At 37.3% G+C, this 24,922-nt stretch carries 27 protein-coding genes and 1 tRNA gene; 16 read left to right on the top strand and 12 right to left on the bottom strand.

Annotated features, from left to right (window positions below):
* Positions 1-89 precede the first annotated feature (89 nt).
* From J0L69_16375 to aroA, 10 genes are all read left to right on the top strand, one after another.
* On the top strand, positions 90-1,529 hold the full coding sequence (locus J0L69_16375) for an anthranilate synthase component I family protein (protein MBN8694772.1): 1,440 nt from the start codon (positions 90-92) through the stop codon (positions 1,527-1,529).
* On the top strand, positions 1,507-2,073 hold the full coding sequence (locus J0L69_16370; GenBank protein MBN8694771.1) for an aminodeoxychorismate/anthranilate synthase component II: 567 nt from the start codon (positions 1,507-1,509) through the stop codon (positions 2,071-2,073). Before J0L69_16375 ends, J0L69_16370 begins: the two co-directional genes overlap by 23 nt.
* Positions 2,074-2,145: 72 nt before the next feature.
* Positions 2,146-3,132 carry an anthranilate phosphoribosyltransferase gene (trpD, locus tag J0L69_16365; protein MBN8694770.1) on the top strand — a complete coding sequence of 329 codons (987 nt, stop codon included), beginning with the start codon at positions 2,146-2,148 and terminating at the stop codon, positions 3,130-3,132.
* Positions 3,129-3,935 carry an indole-3-glycerol phosphate synthase TrpC gene (gene trpC / locus J0L69_16360; GenBank protein ID MBN8694769.1) on the top strand — a complete coding sequence of 269 codons (807 nt, stop codon included), beginning with the start codon at positions 3,129-3,131 and terminating at the stop codon, positions 3,933-3,935. Before trpD ends, trpC begins: the two co-directional genes overlap by 4 nt.
* Positions 3,925-4,545: a phosphoribosylanthranilate isomerase gene (locus tag J0L69_16355; protein ID MBN8694768.1), complete on the top strand. Its 621-nt coding sequence runs from the start codon at positions 3,925-3,927 to the stop codon at positions 4,543-4,545. Before trpC ends, J0L69_16355 begins: the two co-directional genes overlap by 11 nt.
* Before the next feature lies 1 nt (position 4,546).
* On the top strand, positions 4,547-5,731 hold the full coding sequence (trpB, locus tag J0L69_16350; GenBank protein MBN8694767.1) for a tryptophan synthase subunit beta: 1,185 nt from the start codon (positions 4,547-4,549) through the stop codon (positions 5,729-5,731).
* 2 nt (positions 5,732-5,733) lie between these two features.
* On the top strand, positions 5,734-6,507 hold the full coding sequence (locus J0L69_16345; protein MBN8694766.1) for a tryptophan synthase subunit alpha: 774 nt from the start codon (positions 5,734-5,736) through the stop codon (positions 6,505-6,507).
* Entirely contained in the window at positions 6,504-7,508 is a 1,005-nt protein-coding gene (gene aroF, locus J0L69_16340) for a 3-deoxy-7-phosphoheptulonate synthase (protein ID MBN8694765.1), read from the top strand. Before J0L69_16345 ends, aroF begins: the two co-directional genes overlap by 4 nt.
* An 11-nt stretch (positions 7,509-7,519) precedes the next feature.
* A complete protein-coding gene (gene aroB / locus J0L69_16335; GenBank protein MBN8694764.1) occupies positions 7,520-8,593 on the top strand; it encodes a 3-dehydroquinate synthase in 1,074 nt (357 codons plus the stop codon).
* Positions 8,580-9,812, top strand: coding sequence for a 3-phosphoshikimate 1-carboxyvinyltransferase (aroA, locus tag J0L69_16330; protein MBN8694763.1), 1,233 nt, complete (start codon positions 8,580-8,582; stop codon positions 9,810-9,812). The genes aroB and aroA overlap by 14 nt, the downstream gene beginning before the upstream one ends.
* Positions 9,813-9,861: 49 nt before the next feature.
* Here the strand turns inward: aroA and J0L69_16325 are convergent, their stop codons facing one another.
* On the bottom strand, positions 9,862-11,340 hold the full coding sequence (locus J0L69_16325) for a T9SS type A sorting domain-containing protein (GenBank protein MBN8694762.1): 1,479 nt from the start codon (positions 11,338-11,340) through the stop codon (positions 9,862-9,864).
* A 156-nt stretch (positions 11,341-11,496) separates the two neighbouring features.
* Between J0L69_16325 and tatC the strand changes: the two genes are divergently transcribed.
* Genes tatC through J0L69_16310 form a run of 3 tightly spaced genes read left to right on the top strand, consistent with a single transcriptional unit; the run spans position 11,497 to position 13,856 of the window.
* Entirely contained in the window at positions 11,497-12,339 is an 843-nt protein-coding gene (gene tatC, locus J0L69_16320; GenBank protein MBN8694761.1) for a twin-arginine translocase subunit TatC, read from the top strand.
* A complete protein-coding gene (locus tag J0L69_16315) occupies positions 12,339-12,680 on the top strand; it encodes a carboxymuconolactone decarboxylase family protein (protein MBN8694760.1) in 342 nt (113 codons plus the stop codon). The genes tatC and J0L69_16315 overlap by 1 nt, the downstream gene beginning before the upstream one ends.
* A gap of 33 nt (positions 12,681-12,713) precedes the next feature.
* Complete coding sequence (locus J0L69_16310) at positions 12,714-13,856, top strand: T9SS type A sorting domain-containing protein (GenBank protein MBN8694759.1); 1,143 nt, start codon at positions 12,714-12,716, stop codon at positions 13,854-13,856.
* A 1-nt stretch (position 13,857) separates the two neighbouring features.
* Here the strand turns inward: J0L69_16310 and J0L69_16305 are convergent, their stop codons facing one another.
* Positions 13,858-14,844, bottom strand: a complete 987-nt coding sequence (locus J0L69_16305; protein ID MBN8694758.1) for a hypothetical protein — start codon at positions 14,842-14,844, stop codon at positions 13,858-13,860.
* A 60-nt stretch (positions 14,845-14,904) separates the two neighbouring features.
* Here J0L69_16305 and J0L69_16300 point away from each other — a divergent pair, with 60 nt between their 5' ends.
* Positions 14,905-15,105: a hypothetical protein gene (locus J0L69_16300; protein ID MBN8694757.1), complete on the top strand. Its 201-nt coding sequence runs from the start codon at positions 14,905-14,907 to the stop codon at positions 15,103-15,105.
* A 51-nt stretch (positions 15,106-15,156) separates the two neighbouring features.
* On the opposite strand, the gene J0L69_16295 is transcribed toward J0L69_16300, so the two are convergent.
* From J0L69_16295 to J0L69_16270, 6 genes are all read right to left on the bottom strand, one after another.
* Positions 15,157-16,173 carry a BtrH N-terminal domain-containing protein gene (locus J0L69_16295; GenBank protein MBN8694756.1) on the bottom strand — a complete coding sequence of 339 codons (1,017 nt, stop codon included), beginning with the start codon at positions 16,171-16,173 and terminating at the stop codon, positions 15,157-15,159.
* Entirely contained in the window at positions 16,173-16,571 is a 399-nt protein-coding gene (locus tag J0L69_16290) for a hypothetical protein (GenBank protein MBN8694755.1), read from the bottom strand. The genes J0L69_16295 and J0L69_16290 overlap by 1 nt, the downstream gene beginning before the upstream one ends.
* Positions 16,572-16,574: 3 nt before the next feature.
* Positions 16,575-17,708 (bottom strand): beta-ketoacyl-ACP synthase III, encoded by a 1,134-nt coding sequence (locus tag J0L69_16285; GenBank protein MBN8694754.1) that lies wholly within the window; start codon positions 17,706-17,708, stop codon positions 16,575-16,577.
* An 18-nt stretch (positions 17,709-17,726) separates the two neighbouring features.
* The gene (locus J0L69_16280; GenBank protein ID MBN8694753.1) at positions 17,727-19,418 is read right to left on the bottom strand and encodes a hypothetical protein; all 1,692 of its coding nucleotides are present in this window, start codon (positions 19,416-19,418) and stop codon (positions 17,727-17,729) included.
* Between the two features lie 166 nt (positions 19,419-19,584).
* A complete protein-coding gene (locus tag J0L69_16275) occupies positions 19,585-19,878 on the bottom strand; it encodes a GIY-YIG nuclease family protein (GenBank protein MBN8694752.1) in 294 nt (97 codons plus the stop codon).
* A 45-nt stretch (positions 19,879-19,923) separates the two neighbouring features.
* Positions 19,924-20,000: transfer RNA gene (locus J0L69_16270), tRNA-Ile, on the bottom strand.
* A gap of 195 nt (positions 20,001-20,195) precedes the next feature.
* Between J0L69_16270 and J0L69_16265 the strand changes: the two genes are divergently transcribed.
* The gene (locus J0L69_16265) at positions 20,196-20,825 is read left to right on the top strand and encodes an HAD family phosphatase (protein MBN8694751.1); all 630 of its coding nucleotides are present in this window, start codon (positions 20,196-20,198) and stop codon (positions 20,823-20,825) included.
* Here the strand turns inward: J0L69_16265 and J0L69_16260 are convergent.
* On the bottom strand, positions 20,812-21,582 hold the full coding sequence (locus J0L69_16260; GenBank protein ID MBN8694750.1) for an alpha/beta fold hydrolase: 771 nt from the start codon (positions 21,580-21,582) through the stop codon (positions 20,812-20,814). The genes J0L69_16265 and J0L69_16260 overlap by 14 nt on opposite strands.
* Before the next feature lie 124 nt (positions 21,583-21,706).
* Between J0L69_16260 and typA the strand changes: the two genes are divergently transcribed.
* Positions 21,707-23,515, top strand: coding sequence for a translational GTPase TypA (typA, locus tag J0L69_16255; GenBank protein ID MBN8694749.1), 1,809 nt, complete (start codon positions 21,707-21,709; stop codon positions 23,513-23,515).
* A 77-nt stretch (positions 23,516-23,592) separates the two neighbouring features.
* Here the strand turns inward: typA and J0L69_16250 are convergent, their stop codons facing one another.
* From J0L69_16250 to J0L69_16240, 3 genes are all read right to left on the bottom strand, one after another.
* Positions 23,593-23,913 carry a hypothetical protein gene (locus J0L69_16250; GenBank protein ID MBN8694748.1) on the bottom strand — a complete coding sequence of 107 codons (321 nt, stop codon included), beginning with the start codon at positions 23,911-23,913 and terminating at the stop codon, positions 23,593-23,595.
* Between the two features lie 10 nt (positions 23,914-23,923).
* Positions 23,924-24,319 (bottom strand): hypothetical protein, encoded by a 396-nt coding sequence (locus tag J0L69_16245; GenBank protein MBN8694747.1) that lies wholly within the window; start codon positions 24,317-24,319, stop codon positions 23,924-23,926.
* 97 nt (positions 24,320-24,416) lie between these two features.
* Positions 24,417-24,872: a hypothetical protein gene (locus J0L69_16240; protein MBN8694746.1), complete on the bottom strand. Its 456-nt coding sequence runs from the start codon at positions 24,870-24,872 to the stop codon at positions 24,417-24,419.
* Positions 24,873-24,922: the final 50 nt, after the last annotated feature.

Genomic DNA, 24,922 nt, shown 5'->3' with positions numbered 1-24,922 from the left:
CAGCTAGATTATTTACCTATCTATACAGGCCATTTTGAAGCCCGCTGTTCCTCTACAGCGGGCTTTTTGTTTTAAATAATAATTGAAAAATGAAATTACACACACAAATAAAGAAAATACTCTCAGATAGATATACGCCGGTCTCGCTCTACATGAACCTGCGCGATCATTATCAAAAGCCATTGCTTCTTGAAAGCTGTGACTATAATTCACGGGTAGGTCATTATTCCTATATCTGTTTGAATCCGCTTGCGGATATTACCTTGAAGGGCGGAGTACTTAAAACCAAATCAGAATTGGCAGAGAATTCTAACAAAGTATTTAATTCGGCAGAAATTATCCGGCAATTAAATGCATTTTATAAATCGTTCGAATTCGAAACGTATCCGTTTGATTTCTGCTATGGCGGATTATTTGGTTTCATGGCTTATGATGCCATACCTTATTTTGAAGACATCCGTTTTAATAAGGAGAAAGAACTGGATTTGCCGGAGATGTATTATGCCTGTTATTCCCTTCTGTTGGTCTTCGATCATCAATCGGATAGTCTTTATCTGATTAGTCACGCCATCGACAACAAGCAATGTCAAATTCAATTGTCGGATCTGGAACAAAAGATAAAATCAGGAAAGGAAGTATGCTATCCGTTTTCGGCTATTGGTGGTGAAGAGGTCAATTGTACCGATGATGAATTTAAGGCCATGGTAGAAAAAGCCAAATACCATTGTCAGGCCGGTGATGTGTTTCAATTGGTGTTGTCAAAACGTTTCAGTCAGAAATTCGCCGGTGATGAGTTCAATGTTTACAGAGCACTTCGCAATTTAAATCCATCGCCATACTTGTTTTATTTTGATTTAGGGAATTATAAGTTTTTCGGTTCTTCCCCTGAAGCACAACTGGTCATCAATAATCAATCGGCGGAAATTCATCCTATCGCAGGTACTTATAAACGCACCGGTGATGATGCGCAAGACACTGAAAGCGCCGCTCAGTTATTTCATGATCCAAAAGAAAAATCAGAACACATGATGCTGGTGGATCTAGCACGAAATGATTTGAGCAAGTATTGCAAGCAGGTGGAAGTAAAAAAACTGGCGCAGATACAATTCTATTCGCACGTAATTCACCTGGTAAGCAAAGTAGAGGGCCGATTGAAAGATGAGTTTAGTCCTTTTGAACTTTTAACCGGAACATTTCCTGCAGGTACTTTGTCAGGAGCACCGAAATTCAGAGCGATGGAATTGATTGAGGAAATGGAACAAACATCGCGGGAATTTTATGGTGGTTGCATTGGTTTAATTTCGCATTGCGGCAAAGTGAATCACGCCATCATGATCCGTACATTTTTAAGTAAAGATTATTGTTTAACCTATCAGGCCGGTGCCGGGATAGTGATAAATTCCGATCCTGAGAGCGAGAACAATGAAATTTACAATAAAAGGCGTGCTTTAAAAAGAGCCGTACAGCATGCCGAAAAATTTAATAATATTACAAATCAAATCAGCCATGAAATTATTAGTGTTGGATAATTACGATAGTTTTACTTACAACCTCGTGCATTTAGTAGAAAAGGTAAGTGAAATCCCCTTTGAAGTTCATCGTAATGATAAGATTACCTTGAGCGAAGTGGCTGCATTTGATAAAGTACTTTTATCGCCGGGACCGGGATTACCAAAGGACGCAGGCATCATGCCTGAACTTATTAAGCAATACGCTTCTTCCAAATCCATTTTTGGAGTTTGTTTAGGATTGCAGGCAATCGGCGAAGCTTTCGGCGCTCAACTAAAAAATCTGGATACGGTTTATCATGGCATTGCTACTCCAATTCATGTTACCGGGAATGATATCCTGTTTAAGGATTGTCCCGCTACTTTCACAGTAGGCCGCTACCATTCCTGGGTAGTGGATAGAAATGCGCTAACCTCTGATTTAATAATTACTGCTGTTGATGAGCAAAATGAAATCATGGCACTGAAACATCAGTCGTATGACGTGAGAGGTGTGCAGTTTCATCCTGAATCTATTCTTTCTGAATACGGAGAAACCCTGCTCCGCAATTGGCTTAAAGCCTAATCGTTTAAACATAGTATTGAATTAATCATGCAAGCTTCAAAAGGAGCTTGCGACGTATTTATTATTTCCATTATGAAAACATATTTCGAAAAATTATCACAGGGCTATGCCCTCACACAAGAAGAAGCCTACTCCGCGATGACAGGCTTAATGCAAAAGGAGTTAAATGCAACTCAAACCGCAGCTGTATTGGCTTTCTATCGCGCAAGACCAATTACGCTGCAGGAATTAAGTGGTATGGCAGCGGCACTGGAAGAACATTGCATCAAAATAGAATTTGAGCAAGAAACAATGGATGTATGTGGAACAGGCGGAGACGGAAGAAACACTTTTAATATTTCCACTTTAAGCGCGATTGTTTTAGCGGCAAGCGGCATTCCCGTTGCCAAACACGGTAATCATGGCTCCACATCAGTCAGCGGATCATCCGACATCTTAAAATATCTCGGGTATGAATTTACCAATGACATCAATGTGTTGCGTCGTCAGCTCGATGAAAACAATATTTGTTTTTTGCATGCGCCATTATTCCATCCTGCTTTAAGCAGTGTAGTCTCCTTAAGAAAGGAAATTGGCTTCCGAACTTTTTTTAATCTTATCGGACCATTAACCAATCCTGCTAATATATCGGCCAAGTTTGTTGGCGTATATAATCAGGAAACCGCACGATTGTATCATTACTATCTGCAAACACAAAACATCCGCTACACGATAGTCAATTCAATTGATGGGTATGATGAAATCAGTTTAACCGGCGCGGTTAAGTCTTACTCCAATCAATCCGAAAAACTTTACACTCCCACAGAATTATATTTTGAAGCTGTAATGCCTGAGGATATTGTGGGCGGCCATAGCATGGAAGAATCGGCAAGGATATTTGTGAACATATTACTGAATAAAGAAACTCATCAACGTAAACATGTGGTGCTTGCTAATGCCGCCGCCGCATATTGTTGTTATTCGCCTCAAACTCCTTTTCATCAGGCAGTGGAAATCTGTAAAGAAGCAATTGATTCCGGAAAAGCATTTAACGTATTAAAAAATATAACTAAAAAATGAAAACACTATTTGACATTGTAGATTTCAAAAAACAGGAAGTTGAACAACGTAAGCAGCTTTATCCTGTTCGTTTATTAGAGACCTCCATTTATTTTGAAAGCGATTCCGTATCTCTCAAAAAGTATCTTTTGCGTAAGGACAAGAGTGGTATTATAGCGGAGTTCAAGAAGCAGTCGCCGTCTCTGGGCATCATTAATAAATATGCTGAAATTGAAAAAATATCCATCGGTTATATGCAGAGCGGTGCCAGTGCTTTATCTGTTTTAACCGATTCGAAATATTTTGGCGGGAGCAATAGCGATTTAACACTGGCGAGGAAGTTTAATTATTGTCCCGTTTTACGCAAAGATTTTATAATAGATGAGTATCAGATTCTGGAGGCAAAATCCATTGGAGCGGATGCTGTTTTGTTGATTGCATCTATATTAACGTCTCAGGAAATAAAGAACTTTACCCGTTTAGCGCATCAGTTGAAAATGGAAGTTTTGCTCGAGTTGCATGGTGAAGAAGAAATAAATAAAGTTTACGGCGACGCAGATGTGATTGGCATCAATAACCGCGATTTAAAAACCATGTCAATCGATCTTACACATTCCGTAAGAATGAAAAAATTACTTCCATCCAATGCAGTGTTGGTATCGGAGAGTGGTATTAATAAACCTGAGGATGCTTTACTGCTTAAAAAGGAAGGTTATAATGGTTTTTTAATTGGCTCACATTTCATGAAACAAGCCAAACCACATGAAGCCTGCAGGACTTTTATTGCAAAATTTAATCAGTTAATACAAAGCCATGAAAATTAAAGTATGCGGTTTAAACAATCCGCTTAACATAGTGGAATTGGCCGGCGCAGGTGTCGACTTGTTCGGATTTATATTTTACAAGAAATCGCCGCGCTATTATAACAGTTCACTGGATAATCATGTTATCAGGGATATGTATCACTCGATACAAAAGGTGGGCGTGTTCGTTAATGCCAACGAGTATGAGATAATGGATGCGGCGGCTAAATATTATCTGGATTATGTGCAATTGCACGGGAATGAATCTCCTCAATTGTGTACAAAGCTCAATCAACATGTCAAAGTGATTAAAGTATTTTCTGTAGAGAACAAACTGAATAAAGCGTTTATGGAAAAATATAGCGAAGTCTGCGATTATTTTTTATTGGATACCAAAACTAAGTTGCATGGCGGCTCCGGTAAGCAATTTGATTGGCACGCCCTAGAGGATTATGATTTCAAACAACCGTTTTTTCTGAGCGGAGGTATAGGAATAGAGGATGTGGAGACTATCAAAAGGATTGAACACCCTAAGCTTTATGGCATCGATGTCAATTCCAAATTTGAAATTATTCCAGGTACAAAGGACACGCAATTAGTAAAAGAATTTATAAAACAAATCAACTATTAAAATGAAAACAGAAATACTAAACAGAAAGGGATATTACGGCGAATTTGGAGGTGCCTATATTCCTGAAATATTATACAACAACGTGCATGAATTAGAGAGTTACTTTCTCGATATCCTATCTTCTCCCGATTTTAAGATAGAGTATGATCATTTGCTCAAAGAATATGTGGGCCGTCCAACACCTTTGTATCACGCGAAAAATCTGTCTGAAAAATATAAAGCCACCATCTTACTGAAACGCGAAGATCTTAATCATACGGGTGCACATAAAATTAATAACGCTGTTGGGCAAGCATTGCTTGCAAAACGTTTAGGCAAGAAAAGAATCATTGCGGAAACCGGCGCGGGACAACATGGTGTTGCCACTGCTACCGTATGCGCACTAATGAATCTGGATTGTGTTGTGTACATGGGACAAACTGACATTGAACGGCAAGCTCCTAATGTGAGCAGGATGAAAATGCTGGGTGCAAAAGTTATTCCGGTGCATTCGGGAAGTCGATCACTTAAGGATGCAACCAATGAAGCTATTCGTGACTGGATGAATAATACAGAGGATTCCTATTATCTAATTGGCTCCGTGGTTGGACCGCATCCTTATCCCGATTTAGTGGCACGACTACAAGCTGTAATTAGTGAAGAGATTAAGCATCAATTGAAGGAGAAATTTAACCGCAGCTCTCCTGATTATGTGATAGCGTGTATTGGCGGAGGCAGTAATGCCGCAGGTGCCTTCTATCATTTTATTGATGACGCTAAGGTTAAGCTCATTGGTGTTGAGGCGGCAGGAAAGGGCATACACTCAGGACTAACGGCTGCTACATTAGCCATTGGTAAACCGGGTATTATTCATGGCTGCAAAACCTATTTAATACAGAATGCCGACGGACAAATAACGGAACCGCATAGTATATCAGCGGGGCTTGATTATCCGGGAATAGGACCGCTGCATGCAAACTTATTCAAAACACAACGCGCGCAGTATTTAAGCGCGACTGACGAAGAAGCTTTGGAAGCGGCTATGGAATTAACGCGAAGGGAAGGCATAATTCCTGCTTTGGAAAGCGCGCATGCACTGGCGGCGCTTCAACAACTTCAGTTCAGGAAAGAAGATATTGTGGTAGTTAATTTATCCGGAAGAGGAGATAAGGATTTGAATACATACATCAATCATTTAAATTATTAAACATGAATAACAGAATAGAAAAATTATTTCAGAATAAAGACAGAGATATTGTCTCGATATTTTTTACCGCGGGTTATCCCAATTACACTGATACTTTGGAAATTGTGAAGGCGCTTGATTCGGCAGGTGCCGACTTAATGGAGATAGGAATTCCGTTTTCTGATCCATTGGCGGATGGAAAGACCATTCAGGAAAGCAGCAGTAAGGCAATCGCCAACGGTATGACGCTATCCAATTTGTTCGATCAGCTAATTGTGCTTCGGAAAAAAACACAGAAGCCGGTTATTTTGATGGGCTACTTAAATTCCGTTTTGCAATACGGTATAGAATCATTCTACGCCAAATGCCATGAATGCGGCATTGACGGTGTGATTCTTCCTGATTTACCGATTGAGGAATATGAAGGTGAGCATAAACAGCTTGCTGATAAATTTAATGTGATTATGATTTTTCTGCTATCTCCCTTATCACAACATAACCGTGTTGAGGAAGTAAAAAAAGCAGCTAAGGGATTTGTTTACCTGGTGTCTTCCAATTCAACTACAGGGAATGAAATTAAAAATTCGCATCAATTGGAAGAGGTTATTCCTCGCTTCAATTTAAATCTGCCGGTGTTAATCGGATTCGGGATAAAAGACAAAGCAAGTTTTGAAACAGCCTGTAAAGCGGGCAACGGCGCCATTATTGGTTCTGAATTTATCAGAAGAATAGGACAGTCTGAAAATATTAAAAGTACAACGGAACAATTTATTAATGAATTAAAACATCAGTCATGATCATACAGCTTAAAGAAAATATTTCCTCGACAGAAAAATCCGGCATCGGAAATTATTTATCAGAAAAGAAATTTGCTAGCAAAGAAGTCAGAACCCAATTAGGGCATTATCTGGTTTGTATTGGAAAAACAGACTTCGATATCAGAACCGTTGGAAATATGAATGGGGTAAAGGATATCCATGTTGTTTCCGACAGCTATAAACTCGTAAGTAAAAAGTGGAAAACCAATAACACAAAGATTCATTTGGATGATGAATTGGTGATTGGCGGTGAACGTCCTGTTATTATGGCCGGTCCATGCTCTGTAGAAAGTGAGAAGCAAATACAAAGCATAGCGGAGCATTTGGTAAAAAATGGAGTCAGAATAATGCGTGGCGGTGTGTTTAAACCAAGAAGTTCTCCTTATGCCTTCAGGGGAATGGGTATTGAAGGTTTGAAATTAATGCATGCTATTTGCAAACCGCTCAACATAAAAATCATTACGGAGGTGATGCAAGAATCACAACTGGAACAGATGGAACCTTATGTGGATATTTTTCAGGTGGGGGCGCGTAATTCGCAAAATTTTAATTTATTGGATGCATTAGGAGAATTAGATAAGCCTGTATTAATAAAAAGAGGCATCAGCGGAACCATTGAAGAGCTGCTTTATTCGGCGGAGTATGTATTCAGCAAAGGGAACGAAAAATTAATTTTGTGTGAAAGAGGTATCCGTACATTCGAAAATGCGTATCGGAATACATTTGATATTAATGCCATTCAGGTTTTAAAAGATAAGTCACACCTGCCGGTCATTGCTGATCCCTCGCATGGCGTTGGAATAAGGGATTATGTGTCGAAATTAGCCTTAGCAAGTTTAATTAGTGGCGCGGATGGTGTTATTTATGAAGTACATGAAAAACCCGAAGAGGCTTTATCGGATGGGCAACAAACATTAAATTTTGAGGAATCTAAATCGTTAATTGATAAAATTCATGTTTTAAGCAATTCATTCATTTAGTATATTTAAGCATGAAAGCAATCGCCTCAATCGGATATAAAGTTCATTTCGGTAAGAACGTTTTTAAGGAGCTTAATTCTTTTCTTACAAAAAATAAATATTCAAAGTATTTTGTGATTTGTGATCAGAATTCGTTTCATAATTGCTACACCGAACTGCTAACAAACTGCAAGAAATTACAATCTGCGGAGATTATAGAAATTGATCCGGGCGAAAGTTCAAAAAACCTGGATACCTGTGCTCAGATATGGGAAACCATGCTGGAGTTAAATGCTGATAGAAATACATTGGTTATAAATTTAGGTGGCGGTGTTGTTTCCGACATGGGAGGTTTTATCGCTTCCGTTTACAAGCGTGGTGTAGATTTTATAAATATTCCAACTACCTTGCTCTCGATGGCCGATGCAAGCGTTGGTGGAAAAACGGGAATAGATTTCGCTAACCTCAAAAATGTTATTGGTACCATTACACAACCCAAAGCAGTTTTTGTTAATATAAACTATTTGTCTTCCCTGTCGCAACGAGATACAAAAAATGGAGCGGCGGAAATTTTAAAAATGGCTTTGATTAGCGATAAGGTGCTGTGGAAGAAAATGAAATATGATTACGAACTTAAAAGCATTGGTGAGTATTTATATAGGAGTGTAGAATTAAAAAATAAATTTGTCAAAAAGGATCCATCAGAAAAAAATGTACGGAAGGCGTTAAATTTCGGGCATACGATTGGGCATGCAGTAGAAGCTGTTTTATTGGGTACCGATGATGAACTGCTGCATGGTGAAGCAGTGATAGTAGGAATGATTGCAGAAAGTTTTATTTCATATAAGAAAAAATTGATTTCTAAAAACGAACTTGATGAAATCGTGAGTTGCTTTAAAAATACGTTTACATTAAGTCCGGTTCATCCGCAACATTTCACCGCGATGGATTTACTTATCTTAAACGATAAGAAAAACAGCAACGGCAAAGTACTCTTCTCACTGTTGAACAAAATAGGTTCCTGTAAAATAAATCAGATTGTTCCCGCTTCATTGGTAAAATCCTCTCTGGAATATTATAATTCAGTTGTGCATGATAAAAATTAGCACGCCAAATAAATCGATAAATACCGAAATTCATATTTCGGGTTCTAAAAGTTTGAGCAATCGCCTTTTAATGGTGCGTGCAATTTCAGGATTGGATTTACACTTCAAAAATTTATCCGACTCAGACGATACCATCACGATGGCAAAGGAACTTGGTTTGGTAAAGGGGAAAACTTCTTCCGTAATTGATGTCGGGCATGCAGGAACCGACATGCGGTTTTTATCAGCGTATTTAAGCGGTAAAATTGGCGACTGGACTTTAACTGGATCGGAGCGGATGCAACAACGTCCGATTGGTGAGTTGGTAAATACATTGAGAAAGCTGGGCGCTAATATTACTTATCTGAATAAAGAAGGCTTTCCTCCTTTAAAAATTGTTGGGAGTAAATTAAATGGTGGTGCAATTGAAATCGATGGAAGTGTAAGTAGTCAATTTATTACAGCTTTATTATTAATTGCACCAACCCTTGAAAGTGGATTAACCCTTCAGATAAAAAACGAATCAGTTTCGAAGCCGTACATTAAAATGACGATTGAAGTGATGAATCAATTTGGTGTAGCTGTTGAACAAATCGGTAATGTGATTAAAGTTCCTTCTGCTCATTACAAAAAAGACGGACTTGATTACTATGTAGAGTCCGATTGGTCATCTGCTTCGTATTGGTACAGTTTTGTGGCATTAGCAGATGAAGCAAAAGTAACACTACGGAATTTCAATAAGTCCAGTTTTCAATCGGATTCTATTGTTCAATCTTTATATGAGAAATTAGGAGTAAAAACACACTGGGATGCTACCGGGATAACTTTAACTAAGCAAGCTTCATCTATATCGGAGTTGCAATATGATTTTCTTGACTGTCCTGATATTGCGCAAACAGTAGCTGCTACTTGTGTTGGATTAGGACTTAAAGCGCATTTAACCGGACTACAAACATTACGCATTAAAGAAACAGACAGAATTGCTGCCATGAAAGCCGAACTCGAAAGATTTGGCGCAGCAGTTGAGATGACAGATAGTTCAATTAAGATAAACCCTAATGCATCACCATTAACACCAACCGACGAGATTAAAACTTATCATGATCATCGCATGGCCATGAGCATTGCGCCACTTGTGATGAAATGTAATACACTTACTTTCGATGATGAAGACGTGGTGAATAAATCTTATGCGGCGTTTTGGGATGACTTACAAGAAGCCGGTATCGATGTAGAATAAAAAATCCCCAACATTTCTGAAGGGGATTTTTTTGTCGAAGAAAACTATTCTATTCCTTAATGATTTTGTTTTTGTAAACCTGTTTTTCTCCTGACATCAAGCGGATGTGATAAATTCCGGACGCGTATTCGGAAAGATTAATTTTTGAATTCAATTCTTTCACTTCTTGTTTTTTAATCAATTCACCTAAGCTGTTGTAAATTTCAATTACATTATTGAACTGACTTGAATTTACATTTAAATTGAATTCTCCGTTGGTCGGGTTTGGATATAATGAAATCGAAGTGTTTTTAGTGTTACTCTCGATGTTCGTACAAACATTAACTGTAATCGCAACTATTGTGGAGCTGGAACATCCGCCGGGTCCTGTTCCTGTAACTGTGTAGTTAGTGGATGTGGTAGGGCTCACAACCGTTGTAGGTCCGCTCGCTCCTGAACTCCAGCTATACGAACTTACCGGGCCAATGGCAGTGGCAGTAAGTGTTGAACTTTGTCCGGCACAAATGCTGGTAGGGATTCCCACAGCAACAACAGTTGGTGTCGTATTAACTGTTACCGTTACTGCTGCAGTTTGTGAACAGGCACCACTGGTACCGGTTACAACGTAAGTAGTAGTGAAGAAAGGTGACACGGAAATACTCTGTGTTGTTTGGGACGTGCTCCATGAATAGGAGGTAGCTGAACCGCTCGCGTATAAATTTGTTGAGTTGCCGCTACAAATAACAGCAGGACTGGCAGTAACCGCAACAGAAGGCATTGTGCCAGATCCAACGTTAACAGTTTGTGTTGATTTACATCCATTTCCATCTGTAACTGTTACAGAAAAGTTACCCGGTACCGGCGTGATGGCCACACTTGTGGTTGAACCGGTTGACCATGAATAAGAAAGCGGTCCGGTACCAATAGCCAAGGCTGTTAAAGTTGCATGTTGTGTTGGAATACAAATAGCCGTTGGATTAGAATTGATTAATACGGTAGGAGGTGGTATTACGGTGGCTACAGCACTCTGTGTGTTAGTACACCCGTTACTGCCGGTGATAACACAGGAGTAAATGGTGGTTACTGTTGGAGAAGCATTAATGCTAAATGTGGTAGCTCCAGTGTTCCAGCTATAAGTAAATGGCGATGGCCCTACCGCAATCACCGAAAATGTTGCCGAACTTCCTGAACATACAGAAAGAAAATTTGGCATCATGGTGGCAACAGGGTTGGCGTTTACAGTAATGGTTTTAATTACTGGTAAGCTTGAACCGGATAAATTAAAAGCAGTTAGTCCAACTGTATAAACGCCTGCTGTATTATACAATACAGTTGGGTTTTGAACGGTCATAACAGAGGGCGTAGCACCCGCTAAGGTATAAGACCAAATTACCGGCGCATTGGTTGACATATCAGTGAAACTTACTGTGGAACCAGCACAAACAGGGTTGGGCGAAAAAGAGAAATTAGCAACCGGAACCTGAGCAAATATCCTTCCTGTAAGAAGAAATAAGCAAGCCATGATTAAAAAGTGTAATTGTTTTTTCATAGGTTTTGTTTTATACAATACTATTAAAATTTCACTTGTCATTTGTGTTTTTTACTCGATTAATGAGGGGATTGCCTCATTTGGGGGCTTGTCCCTACGATATGAATAAGCCAATTGCTTAAGACCGACCTAAATCGTACATTTGTCGCTCTTACAATGGCCTTATTCGGAAATACAGATAGTAACGGACAACCAAAGGAAATGTCATTTCTGCAACACCTTGAGGAATTGCGTTGGCATTTGGTAAGAAGTGCTGCTGTAATTGTTGTTTTCGCGATTGCCATTTTTTGTTTACCCGGAATTTTTATTGATGAGATTTTTTTAGGACCAATTAAGCAGGATTTCATTTCATACCGCGCCTTATGTGCCTTAGGTCATAAAATCGGAGCGGGTGACGTGATGTGTATGCAGGTGAAAGAGGTGAAGTTGCAAACACTTGGTATATCAGAACAGTTTTTTACACACATGTGGTTTGCCTTTATGGGTGGATTAATTTTAGGTTTCCCTTTCTTGTTGTGGGAGTTATGGAAGTTTGTTCGTCCGGCATTAAAAGATAAAGAGATTGGACCTGTGAAGATATTTGTTGTTATCGCTTCTCTTTTGTTCTTATTTGGAATTTGTTTCGGTTACTTCATTATGTTTCCAATGTCTTACAATTTCCTTATCAACTATCAAATGTCGGATAGCGGATTGATTGAGACGAATCAAACCTTGGATGATTATTCATCTTTTATTACTACCATGACTTTGGTATCGGGAATTATTTTCGAGTTGCCAATATTGGTTTATTTCCTTTCCCGCATGACATTGCTAACCCCGGCATTCATGCGTAAATACCGCAAGCATGCTGTTGTTATTATTTTAATTGCAGCGGCAGTCATTACACCAAGTCCGGATGTTACTTCACAAATGGTTGTTGCTGTTCCAATGTATTTGTTATATGAAGTAAGTATTTATGTTTCTAAGTACGTCGTAAAAAAATATAAACTCGAAGACTAATGAGCAATCCTGTACAAGAATTTAATGATTATCGTTCGCGTATGAACGATGTATTAATGAGTAAAGATAATCTGGTTTTAAAACGATTATTTAATCTCGATACTAACACATATGCAGAAGGCGCATTAAATGTAAAAACAAAAGAGATGCTTGGACTTGTTGCCAGCATGGTGCTTCGCTGCGATGACTGCATAAAATATCACCTGGGAAAATGTAAAGAGCAGGGATGTACCACCGAAGAAATTTATGAAATTTTTGCCGTTGCAAATATTGTAGGAGGTACCATTGTTATTCCACACACACGCCGTGCTGCTGAGTATTGGGAAGAGTTGTGTAAATAATATTTTACTCTTTAATTTTACTAAATTTAGATTATGAAACGGTTTTTAATAATCTTAGTATCTGTTGTTTTTTTTAATTCGGCAGCTAATTCCCAGACTTTAGTAAAAGGACTTTACGTCGATAAATTCAATTTGATTTTAGGTAATATTCAAAAGGAAGATAGCTTATTAAATTATGCACAAAGTCAAGGTTTTAATTATCTTGCTTTGTACAATTTGTGGAATGTACATACAACTGCCAGCTTAACAAACACTACAACCGCTTTGCCATTAGCGAATTTTATCAATAAAGCAAAAACAATGTATGGCATCACAAACGTTGGCGCAACCGGCGAAAGTTTTTGGTTTTTTAGTAATGTAATTCATGTTTATAATCAACAACACACTAATCCTAATCATAAATTTGATGTATACAATCTTGAATTTGAATTCTGGATTAATTCATCTGTAAATACAGGCGGTATTTATTGTACTACATATCTTCAGCCTCAGGGTTTCACTTGTGATACGTCCGGTGCTTTTAAGTTTTTTAAACGTGAATTAAGACGAATCGATTCTTTGGGAAACACCGTTGGTGTAACGTCAGAGACCTATATAGGCTGGCCAAATGCAGGACAAGCAAAAGCAATAGTTCAAAATTGCGACAGGGTATTGATAAGTGCTTATGTGAATAATCAATCTACTACATACACCTACACGCGTCCACGGTTAATTGATTTAGCCGGAGCTAGTGTTCAGGCAAAAGTCATGCCCATATTTTCGGCAGAACCTGTATTCATGGGGCCTTGGGTACAAAGCAATACACCACTTCAGGCATTTACTAATTACAGTGTGAATTTCACAAACGAAACTGGTTTGTGGAAGAGTAATATTTCCTTGTTAGGGTATCAATGGTTTGCTTATAGTTTTATGCCAAAAACATTTTCTTTGAATCTTAATGAAATATTTCATGAGAGTAAAATACAGGTTTATCCAAATCCGGTTATCGATGGTAAATTAAAAGTAAAATGTAGTGACTGTGAAATAAAAATTTTAAACAACATGGGTCAAATTGTAAAAACTAAGATAATGCCCCGTGAAGGAAAAGGTGAAATCGATGTGAATGACCTTGAAAATGGAATTTATTTTGTTTCTATAAATAATTCTTACAATAAAATAGTTGTCAGTAAAAATTAGTTTAAAGCAGATTCATTTTCATTAAGAGCAATAAGAAACTACTCGCGATAAGCAAAAAAAACAATGTATTCGCTACTTTTAATTGCTTTATGTTATAGAAATAATCGCTCAGTAAAATACTTATTGGGATAATAGAGGCGATAAGCGGAAAGTAATAACTGTTGTCCTTTGCGAAAAAATTGATTACCGAAAAAAGCATTAACCAATACATAAGTCCGAGATTTTTTTGCGTTTTAATTCTGGAGCCTAATCCTCTTGTGGCATGTTTCGAGGCCGTTAGTAACAGTAAAATGATTAAAACAATAAACAACGGATAGAAAAATTCAGATATCACCGGTTTCCGGAAGTTAGTCAATAAACTACCAAGATTATTCAGGTAATCATGAAAGTCATAGTTCGCTAAATATCCAACAGAACTATAAATTAAAAGAGGTGTTGATAATCCCATAAATCCGATGGTCCACTCGCGCCAGTTAAACGGACGTAACACCAACAAACAAATGATAAGCAGGAAAGCGTAAAAGGCATAGTTGATGTAGAAGAATGTAGCTAGTGAAATAAAAAATGCAGCTTTAAAAATCATTGGTAATACATTATCTTCACGATAGGTTTCAATCAAATAAATCAATGCCAATAAAATAAATACATTGGCAATTAATGAAGGGTGAATTAATGCAGATCCTAACTCTATACTTCCAAAGAGTAAATAAAGAAATCCCGGAATGTAATTGGTTTTTTCAACCATTTCCTCGCGAATGGCAAGTATTGAAATAAGTACTGCGCCAACGGCTAAGGACGAGAGGTTGACTAAACTCACCGCAAGTGTTGACGAAACATTACTGAGAAGTAAAGTATAAAAAACACTCTCGTAATTATCAGATTGTGAGTTAGTTGTAATTAAGAAGTTGAGTGCGCTTGCAACAAGAAAATATATAATAATCAGCGGTAGTGCCCCTTTTAATCCCTTTTTTAATGTACCGACTACCACAATTTTTTAGATTTCTAATTATTTATATATTTGTACGGTAAACTTACAAAATTTATACAAATGAAACTTTTAATGATTACTTGGACAGATATCTTTGAAGGAACAGGAACTTTCTTCTACTGGTGTTTCAAAGGTATGCGTGCTTTAAGCCAAATGCCAAACGTTTTGATGGGTGGATTTGTTATTTTTCTTTTAGCTTATTGGACATTACGTTTGATGAAGTACAAGAAAGAAGCAGTTCGCAACGGAACTTACGAGTAATCTATCATGATAATAAAAAAAGCCCTTAAGAAATTAAGGGCTTTTTTTATTCTAGTATTTTAAGGTCATATTCTTTAGCTCTCGAAACGCGCCTTTTTCAATTGCAGAAATTTGATTGAGCATATCGGCACATTCGTCATAATATTTCTGATCGTCTAATCTTCCTTTATAGATTCTTCCCATTTGTACTGCACTTGTTCTCCATAAATCACCGGCTTTTGTAAATTCATCTGATACTTTTAATAACCGATCGTCGCTGAGGTATTTTGATGCTTCTTCTAAAAATGCAGCGTATATAAAACGGAATCCGCCGCCACCGGTTCCGATTTCTTCTTGCATACGAACAATTTGTCCTAAATATAAAGCAGCTTTTTTAGCGCCTAATTTATCGCGCCATTTACGAATGTGTTTAGCTGTATAATTAATACCAGAAACTCCTGCGATTGGTCCGGGAATATAAAGCATATCACGCGAAGCACGTTTAATGCCTTTCACAATCGCTCGCCTGATCGTTTCGTCACTCACTGCTTTTATGTTTTCAGGGTAATATACATGACCATTTGGAGCGAAAGGTCCTTTTGCAAAGCGAACTTTCATCATGTCTTGTTCTGTCAAACGTGTTACGCCTTCCATTACAGGATCACTAACTAAATATTCATTTCCTTCTTTTGCAAAAGTGATTAAGTTATGTGCGTTAAAATGGAAACGATATTCAGGCGGAAAGTATGGTAAGTTGAATACACCAACCTGACAGCCCACCGGCTCACCTAATTTTATTTTGTTGTCTAAAAACTCTTTTGCGCGCTGTTCGTTGCTGAATTTTTTTCTGGTTACACTTAGCCCCAATAGTTTTGCTGCACGCGAGAAAATAAATCCCGGCATCGTACGGTAAGAAACCGCCGGCCCGCCGTTAATCATTAAGAATGGAATATGAATGTAAAAAATCCCTGAACCCATTCCGAACACTAAAGGTTCAGTTGCAAAATCTAATCCGTGATATCTTAATAAACTCGTGGCAACGCCGTTTTCGCAATGCGCGGCTTGTATGTGCTTAAATTCTTTCTTCACTATCCTTTGAAATTTTTTAATTCTTGTAATGTAATATCGAATGCTTTTGCATAGCGTGACAGTTTCTCATCACTAAGTTTGGCAAATACGGATGGTTTCATGTGACGCTTGATATTAAATTTCCAAAAACCTGTATATGCAGAAAGTAGAGTTAAGTCCATTAATTTTAATTCCATATAATAAGCGACCGGACTTTTTTCTCCGTTTTTCACCGCTAATGCAGTTTCTTTCACGCGTTCATTAATATCTTCCCATGCGTTATCCAAGGCCACTTTTTTAACTTCCCATCCTGTGCTTAGTGCAGTGGTGTATTTCCCATCCGCATTTTTCACATACAACATATCGCGCGTGTATTTTTCAAGCGCTGATTTATCTTGCGGTATTTCTTCTTTTTTCATGAATTAATAAGCGGTTAACAAAGCGTAGGCGTATGTAAAGCGCGCGCTCTCAGGAACCATTAATAAAATCTTATCGCCCTTTTTTAATTTACCTGAATTCATTAATTCTTCAATCATTAAATATACCGAGCCCGCTCCAACATTTCCTAATTGAGTAAGGTTGGTAAACCATTTCTCCTGCGGGATATTGATATTGTACTTAACAATTTCTTCCGCAATTTTATTTCTGAAAAATTCTGATGACAGATGAGGTAAAAAATAGCTGATTGTATTTATATCCAGTTTATGTTTTTCAAGAAGGTCTTTCAAATACAAAGTTCCGGTGGGTACAATGTGTTTTCCCAGTAACTTCACATCCTGTTTTAATGCGAAAGTAGAATGAGCCATCCATTCGTCAGGTGTCATCTCTTTCCAGCCGGTGGTTGTTCCATCTGCATTTTTATCAGCGCCCGCATACATACAGGTTTCAATTTCATTGGCAAATGATTTTATTTCTAACCATTCGATTTTTAATGATACAGGACCTCTTGGTTTGTTTTCTAACAAAACTGCACCTGCGCCGTCAGAAAGCATCCATCTTAAAAAATCTTTTTCGAATGAAATGAGAGGTTGTTGTTCAAGTTCAGCTAATTTTTCAGTTTCTTTTTCAAACTGTTCAGAGCGCAACCAAGAAGATGTTTTTTCTGATCCGGTACACACAGCGTTTTTTGTGTTACCTGAAGCAACCGACATGTATCCGTATTTTAAAGCTTGCATACCGGCACAGCAGGCACCTGAAGGAGAAACGAGTTCAACAGGACTGGCTTTTAATTCGCCATGTACCATCGATGCATGGGAAGGTAATAAGTTATCAGGAGTAGTTGTTCCACAAGCTATCAATTCAATATCCGCTAATTTAAAATCTCCATTGGCTAATTTTTGAATTGCCATAGCCGTCATTTGAGCATTGTTATGCGTAGAGTGCCCGTTTTTGTCAATGGAATAATATCTTGATTTTATTCCATTATTGCGTAGTGTAAGACTTTTGCCTTTGGAAGGTTTTCCATCAATAAGACCTAAGTAGGCATCCATCTCATCATTGGAGATGGGATCATTCGGTAAAAATCGGGAGGCTTTTGTTATATAAACTTCAAACATAAAAAAAGTAACAAGGTGTTAAATTAATTCTTTCTCTTTATAAAACCACATAACCTTAACATCTTTTGCAATTTGTTCATCATATGGTAATGCGTCTTTGCTGGTTGTATCAGTAGTGCCATTTTCAAGATCAACAGTGTAAGGATTTACTTTCATATCCAAATCAGTTCCTTTGGCATGGTGACTCACTAACCTGAAAATTTCAGCCGCCACTTTTTCTAAAATAGCAATGTTTTCTGAAACTTTTTTCAATAAATTTTGCGAATTGCCATGTTGCACATCAATTCCTTGCTGGAAGTTTTTCAAGAAGTCTAAATCAAATGGGTCGATGTAACGGTTCTCAAACACTTCCGTATCGTAAGGTTTCCATTGAATAAAGAAATTCTGCATTTGAATGTGAAGCTTAGTGAATTTTTTTCCTAATCCGTTTTCGGAGGCAAATAGTTCTTTCAACACTTTTAAATCTGTAAACGCATTATTGGTAAATAATAAAGCTAACACCGACCAATACACCGCCCAGTCCCAAAAGATTTTTACAACCATGATTTGCGTATTTCCCCACAGTTGATATTTGTTCTGGTAAATCTGTGTCCAGGCTTCAAAAATATTCAAGTGTGTTTGTTCATACACCAATGTTCTTAGTGCGATATCTTCACCGGCAAGATCGCGTAAAATTAAATCGCTCAGCCAGGTATTATTTAAGGAAATAAAATCTGTACCCGGAGAATAGAATGGGTCTAAGAATGGTCCCGACTCACCTGTTGTTGCCCAGCGTTGTTCGGCTGAATATATTTTTTGTGTGGAGTGTCCATAATGTTTTAATATCAGAAAATCCATTAAGCCATCGCCTTTTCCTAGAGGCTCCAACATTTTATGGCAAAGCGGTTCATTTTTTTCTAACCACGCAATTGCCTTGTGATATTGGTTAAGTTGATCGAAGGGATGAATTTTTTGATCGGCAACAATTCCAATACTTGTATTTTCTGTTCCTAATGGAATCACCCACACCCAATAACCTTTATCCATAAAATGGACAGTGCTTAAATAGCGCAAACGTGGTTTAAGTTTGTTTTTCCACTCCTGATTATCGGTCCACTCGTCAATATCAATCACACCTTTCAATCGCCACCACACTGCATTTACATCATGATCCCAATCTTTTTTAAATCCTAATTTGTGTTTTAAAACATTACCGCGACCGGATGCATCCGGGGTCCATTTGCCTCTTGCTTTGAATTCTTCTTTATTAACTGTGTAGGTTACTTCATTATAACCATCGCAAAATCCAACATCTTTTACACGCGCACCTAAAACCACTTCTGTGCCTAATTCTTTGGTGCGTCGGAATAATTCATTCTCTAGTGTGCCTCTGTCGAGTTGGTGACTTGGAACAAATAATTTTTCACGAGGGCCCAATTCAACACGAGAAGCAATGTCAGATTTATTGTGGGATGGAAAGAAAAAGCGTAGTCCATGTTTAGGTAATTCGTCTTTCTCTAAATAATCTTTTAAGCCAAGTACTTCACGTAAATAATAACTTCCCAATTCAACAGTTGATTCTCCCACTTTGTGAGCAGCTTTTGGTGCTTCTGTTTCGCGTTTTTCCAATACCAAAATACTGATATCGGGTTTAGATTTTTTCAACTGAATAGATAAGCAAAGGCCTGCAAGCCCGCCACCCATTATCACTACGTCGTATGTTTTTTGCATCGAAATTTGTATTGAATAAATATAATAAATAAATGAAAGAGAGACGATAATTGTTAATACGTATGTAAATGAAAAAGCCTGATTAAAAAATCAGGCTTACTTTTCTTGGTGCTCTTATCTGTGTATTAATAAGATGGAAAGATTCTTGAAATTTCGGTAATATCTTTTAGTCTTTAAACTTATTCAAAAGTTGCAGACTGATATCGGGATATTTGGCTAAATTCCTTATGTACACACGACTCTTCATGGCCTTTATGTGCTTTTCAATTTTAACGGCTTGCGAGTAAGATTCGCAATCAATTAAAAAAAACAATATCCAATCACTTGCTTTAGCGGTAAACCGATGATTGCCGTAAGTGTGATTGTTGTGTTTTAGAATGCGTTCATTAAGGTCGTCTTGACAAACACCAATGTAAAATCGATTAAGTTTTTCGCTAAATAGAATGTAACAGCATTTCATCTATAAAAACAAAACCCCTAAGTATTGTTTACTTCAGGGTTTAAATGGTGGGCCCACTTGGGATCGAACCAAGCACCCACAGATTATGAGTCTGTTGCTCTAACCGAATGAGCTATGGGCCCTTTAATTAATTTATATTTTAAAGAACATTTTTTTCTTTTCTGCACCCTCAGTCCCGATAGCTATCGGGAGAGTCTGATGCTCTAACCGGCTGAAGTCCCGATAACTATCGGGAGAGCAAAATTCCGGTTTTTTGAATGGTTTCTTGCGAAACGGATTGCAAAAATAGATATTTGTAAAGATATTACAAATTATTTATGCAAGGGATAAAAAACGTGATTTTTGATTTAGGCGGGGTGATAATAAACCTTGATGTAAACAAAACTATAGCTGAATTCAATAAGCTCAGTAAAATACCGTTCGAACAAATTTATACTCAGAAGCAACAAACCGATTTATTTAATGCCATTGATAAAGGTGAGATTTCCGAAAAAGATTTTTTCAAAGAAATCGCTAAACAAATTCAATTTGATGGTTCGCACGATAAATTATTGAAAGCGTGGAATGCCATGTTGCTCGATGTGCCGGAACATCGTTTGGATACTTTGGTGACCATGAAGCACAATTACAACACCTACTTATTAAGTAATACTTGTGAACCGCACATCGAAGCTTTTGAAAGGGAATTAGAGCATAATTACGGCATAAAAAATTTTAACGACTACTTCGATAAAGTCTATTATTCGTGCCGGATAGGCATGCGTAAACCTGATGCCGAAATCTTCGAACATGTTTTGCGCGACAATCATTTGAAAGCTTCGGAAACAATTTTCATTGACGATTCTCCACAACATGTGAAAGGAGCGGGGGAGTGCGGAATCAATGCGTTTTTACTAGAGAAAAACAGAGAAATATCCGATTTACTCGAGGAGCTTAAGCTTTTATAAAATTCATCACTACATCAAAGAAATCATTTGGTTTTTCGGCGTGAACCCAATGACCGGCATCTTTAATTTCGCTTAATTCATAATTCGGAAAATGAGATTTAATATCAGTTAAATCCTTCTCGGTTATATAATTTGATTTTTCTCCCTTTACAAAAAGTGTTGGTACATCGCTGAACCCTTCCGGAATGGCAACACTGATGTTATCGTATTCTTTAGAAATGGTTTTTAAATTAAAACGCCAATCCATTAAGTTATTTTCAGAATCACGCCAATAAATGTTTTTGAGTAAAAACTGTTTTGTGCCAAAATCATCAATATGCTCGCTTAATACAGATTCTGCTTCTTTTCTTGTTTTAATTACATCAAATTTTACGCTATGCAGAGCTTTTAATACTGCATCGTGATGTGGTTCGTAAGCGCGAGGCGCTATGTCGGCAACAATTATTTTTTGAGCTACACCGCTGTACATTAACTCAAAAAACATCACGGTTTTTCCGCCCATGCTATGGCCAAGTAATATAGGATTCTCTAATTGATGTTGCTGAATAAATTCATTTAAGTCCTCAGCCATACTTTGGTAATCCCAAACATCACTGTGTCCTGATAATCCATGATTGCGTTGATCAACGGTAAACACTCTGAATCCTTGCTCTCCAAAGCGTTTGGCGAGCGTATTCCAATTGTCGCTTTGTCCGAATAAACCATGTAAAATAATTAAAGGCGTGCCTGTTCCGTATTCCTTGTATGCAAGTTCCATAAACTAAATATGATGCAAATTTACTGCAAAAAGCACCTAAATATTTAAAATAAAAGCAATTATGTGTATAAATTATTGATTTAACAGGATAATTAATGTATCTTTGCGCCCTTAAAATCAGTACATGTCAAGTATTAAGAACATTGCAATTATTGCTCACGTTGACCACGGTAAAACTACTTTGGTTGACAAAATTTTACACACCTGTAAATTATTCCGAGATAATCAGGAAACAGGCGAACTTATTTTAGATAACAACGATTTGGAACGCGAACGTGGAATTACCATTTTAGCAAAGAACGTTTCTGTTGTTTATAAAGGAACAAAAATTAACATCATTGATACTCCGGGCCACGCCGATTTTGGCGGGGAAGTTGAGCGTGTGATGAACATGGCCGACGGCGTAATTTTATTAGTGGATGCTTTTGAAGGCCCAATGCCTCAAACACGTTTCGTAACGCAAAAGGCAATTGCTGCAGGTAAAAAGGCTATTTTGGTTATTAATAAAGTAGATAAACCAAATTGTCGTCCTGATGAAGTGCATGATGCAGTTTTCGATTTGTTTTTCAACCTGGATGCTACCGAAGATCAGTTAGATTTTCCAACTGTTTATGGTTCATCAAAACAAGGTTGGATGGGTCCGGATTATAAAACTCCAACAGAAGATATTACTCATTTATTAGATGTTATTTTGGATAAAATTCCGGAAGCGCCAAAACGCGAAGGAACTTTACAAATACAAATTACATCCTTAGATTATTCATCATTTATCGGACGTATTGCTATTGGTCGCGTTTATCGCGGCACCATTAAGGAAAACATGCCGGTGAGTGTTGTGAAACGTAATGGCACCATTCAGAAATCACGTGTAAAAGAATTATTCGTGTTTGATGGTTTAGGAAAAGTAAAAGTTCAGGAAGTACAAGCCGGAGATATTTGTGCATTTACAGGAATTGAAGGATTTGAAATTGGTGATACAGTTGCTGATTTTGAAAATCCTGAAGCTTTACCAAATATTTCTATTGACGAACCAACAATGAGTATGTTGTTTACAATTAACACCTCTCCGTTTTTTGGTAAGGATGGAAAATATGTAACCTCTCGTCACTTGCGCGACCGTTTATATAAAGAATTAGAGAAAAACTTAGCGATGCGTATTGAAGAAACCGGTTCTCCCGATTCGTATTTAGTATTTGGTCGCGGTATTCTACACTTATCGGTATTAATTGAAACGATGCGTCGTGAAGGTTACGAGTTACAAGTTGGTCAGCCACAAGTAATCATTAAAGAAATTGATGGCGTAAAACACGAACCTGTTGAGGTTTTAACAATAGATGTTCCTCAAGAATCATCTAGTAAGGTAATCGACCTGGTAACGCAACGTAAAGGCGATATGTTAATCATGGAGCCAAAAGGTGATTTGATTCATATTGAGTTTTCAATTCCTTCTCGTGGTATTATTGGTTTACGTAACAATATTTTAACTGCTACAGCCGGTGAAGCTATTATGGCGCACCGCTTTAAAGCATTTGAGCCATGGAAAGGCCCAATCCCTAATCGTATTGCTGGAGTTTTGTTGAGTAAAGAAAAAGGAACATCTGTTGCATACAGTATGGATAAATTACAGGACAGAGGACGTTTCTTTATTGATCCAGGTGAGGAAATTTATCCGGGTATGGTTGTAGGTGAACATATTCGTCCGGATGACTTAGTAATTAACTTATGCGGCGAGAAGAAATTAACAAACATGCGCGCAAGTGGTACTGATGAGAAAATGCGTATTGCACCTAAGGTACGTTTCAGCTTAGAAGAAGCAATGGAATATATTCAGGGGGATGAATACGTAGAGATTACTCCAAATCACATTCGCATGCGTAAAATTATATTAGACGAAAACGAAAGAAAGCGTGTTTCAAAAGCAATGACAGCTTAATTAAAAGCCCCGGAAATTTCCGGGGCTTTTTGCTGCACACAACATTTACGATTAATCGTCAAACAAGCAGCCATGAATTATTTAAATCGTGAAAGAGTATTTACGTATCTACTTTCTAATCTTCTTCTTCTATTATTTTGATAATTGCGTTTAATTTGTTTGAAATATGCAGAATTAATTTCTTTTTTATTTGCTAAAGCACCAATAATAAATATCAGCAAATTAAAACTCACAACAATAATTGCAGCGTATATAATTGTCAAAAGCATTTCGTAATTATCAAAGTATTTTTTGATCTGTTGCGCTAGGTTGTTTTCAGTAATAGTTAAAATTAGAGCAGATATAAATAACAGACTTATTGCTATAATTATTGCGTTTTTTACAGGAGATGATTTCATGAGATTGATTTTAGGTGGCTACTTTTTGATTAATTGTTTTTAACCAAATTCTTGCTTCCGTTACATTTGAAAAGAATTTAGTTTTTATTGACTCACTACTGATATTAAAGTAATCTAGCCAGTTATTAGGGATTGTGCTCCTAGAAATTATCGCTCTGGAAAGGACTTTATCCGCTCGTTTACTCCATTCATCGGCTAAAAAATTTATTGCATCTTGACTTATATTTATATTCTCATTAAAAATCAAGAGATAGTTAAGTTTTCTTTGACACGATAGCTGTTCGGTAATTAAAATATGTTCAATCAGGTCTGTTTTGTCAATCTCTTCATTATCGAAATAATTAATTTCAATTGTTAGTGGATCAATTAATCTAAAGCTTGCAGTGTCTGAAATATACTTTATCATAATTTTATCTTTTTAGGTTATTTATTCACTTACAGTCTCAGAGTTATTCTTTCTGAATCAGGAGAAGTCATCAAGCAACATCTAATGGAGTGTATATTTAATGCACTGCGTAAAGATCTTTTATGATTTGGTCGTTATTTGCTTTATTCTTTTTAAATAAAAAATGTGACTGATGATGTTTGTTTTCGATATGAATAACTACTCTTAGCGACAGTGCACCAACTAATGATCCCCAGGCGGTAGTTGCCATATCAGCGGTACTATATGTTCCTCGATTCATGGCTTTATCATAAATAATTTCTTTGCCTATTCCAATTGCAGCACCTGTAACAAATCCTGCTAAACTGGATAATACAGGTTTTTTAGTTAAGAAATTCATAGTGTAACCAACTCCCGCCGATATACCGTTACCTGCTAAATAATGTAGTTGATCATCTGAAATTTTTACTGCTTGTTTTCTTGTTTCTTGTGCATTAATTGCAAAGCTGATTACTAATAATGCGGTTAAAATTGTTGTTTTCATGGCTTTTTGTTTTAGGATGAGTTTTCCCATCTTATTTTTTATTATTTTATTTTTTAGAATTTCTATTCGTTGAATTCTGA

The organism is Bacteroidota bacterium (assembly GCA_017303905.1).
Lineage (GTDB): Bacteria > Bacteroidota > Bacteroidia > B-17B0 > Aurantibacillaceae > JAHEYG01.
This window is presented reverse-complemented; position numbering and strand designations above follow the sequence as displayed.

Excerpts from the sequence above, each read along its gene's own strand:
- J0L69_16265 (MBN8694751.1), top strand. The coding sequence starts at position 20,196 with ATGCAAGGGATAAAAAACGTGATTTTTGATTTAGGCGGGGTGATAATA.
- J0L69_16370 (MBN8694771.1), top strand. The coding sequence starts at position 1,507 with ATGAAATTATTAGTGTTGGATAATTACGATAGTTTTACTTACAACCTC.
- trpD (MBN8694770.1), top strand. The coding sequence starts at position 2,146 with ATGAAAACATATTTCGAAAAATTATCACAGGGCTATGCCCTCACACAA.
- J0L69_16280 (MBN8694753.1), bottom strand. The coding sequence starts at position 19,418 with ATGCAAAAAACATACGACGTAGTGATAATGGGTGGCGGGCTTGCAGGC.
- J0L69_16300 (MBN8694757.1), top strand. The coding sequence starts at position 14,905 with ATGAAACTTTTAATGATTACTTGGACAGATATCTTTGAAGGAACAGGA.
- J0L69_16290 (MBN8694755.1), bottom strand. The coding sequence starts at position 16,571 with ATGAAAAAAGAAGAAATACCGCAAGATAAATCAGCGCTTGAAAAATAC.
- J0L69_16315 (MBN8694760.1), top strand. The coding sequence starts at position 12,339 with ATGAGCAATCCTGTACAAGAATTTAATGATTATCGTTCGCGTATGAAC.
- trpB (MBN8694767.1), top strand. The coding sequence starts at position 4,547 with ATGAAAACAGAAATACTAAACAGAAAGGGATATTACGGCGAATTTGGA.
- J0L69_16345 (MBN8694766.1), top strand. The coding sequence starts at position 5,734 with ATGAATAACAGAATAGAAAAATTATTTCAGAATAAAGACAGAGATATT.
- J0L69_16250 (MBN8694748.1), bottom strand. The coding sequence starts at position 23,913 with ATGAAATCATCTCCTGTAAAAAACGCAATAATTATAGCAATAAGTCTG.
- J0L69_16325 (MBN8694762.1), bottom strand. The coding sequence starts at position 11,340 with ATGAAAAAACAATTACACTTTTTAATCATGGCTTGCTTATTTCTTCTT.
- J0L69_16275 (MBN8694752.1), bottom strand. The coding sequence starts at position 19,878 with ATGAAATGCTGTTACATTCTATTTAGCGAAAAACTTAATCGATTTTAC.
- J0L69_16310 (MBN8694759.1), top strand. The coding sequence starts at position 12,714 with ATGAAACGGTTTTTAATAATCTTAGTATCTGTTGTTTTTTTTAATTCG.
- J0L69_16240 (MBN8694746.1), bottom strand. The coding sequence starts at position 24,872 with ATGGGAAAACTCATCCTAAAACAAAAAGCCATGAAAACAACAATTTTA.
- typA (MBN8694749.1), top strand. The coding sequence starts at position 21,707 with ATGTCAAGTATTAAGAACATTGCAATTATTGCTCACGTTGACCACGGT.
- J0L69_16375 (MBN8694772.1), top strand. The coding sequence starts at position 90 with ATGAAATTACACACACAAATAAAGAAAATACTCTCAGATAGATATACG.
- tatC (MBN8694761.1), top strand. The coding sequence starts at position 11,497 with ATGGCCTTATTCGGAAATACAGATAGTAACGGACAACCAAAGGAAATG.
- aroF (MBN8694765.1), top strand. The coding sequence starts at position 6,504 with ATGATCATACAGCTTAAAGAAAATATTTCCTCGACAGAAAAATCCGGC.
- J0L69_16245 (MBN8694747.1), bottom strand. The coding sequence starts at position 24,319 with ATGATAAAGTATATTTCAGACACTGCAAGCTTTAGATTAATTGATCCA.
- J0L69_16285 (MBN8694754.1), bottom strand. The coding sequence starts at position 17,708 with ATGTTTGAAGTTTATATAACAAAAGCCTCCCGATTTTTACCGAATGAT.
- trpC (MBN8694769.1), top strand. The coding sequence starts at position 3,129 with ATGAAAACACTATTTGACATTGTAGATTTCAAAAAACAGGAAGTTGAA.
- aroA (MBN8694763.1), top strand. The coding sequence starts at position 8,580 with ATGATAAAAATTAGCACGCCAAATAAATCGATAAATACCGAAATTCAT.
- aroB (MBN8694764.1), top strand. The coding sequence starts at position 7,520 with ATGAAAGCAATCGCCTCAATCGGATATAAAGTTCATTTCGGTAAGAAC.
- J0L69_16260 (MBN8694750.1), bottom strand. The coding sequence starts at position 21,582 with ATGGAACTTGCATACAAGGAATACGGAACAGGCACGCCTTTAATTATT.
- J0L69_16355 (MBN8694768.1), top strand. The coding sequence starts at position 3,925 with ATGAAAATTAAAGTATGCGGTTTAAACAATCCGCTTAACATAGTGGAA.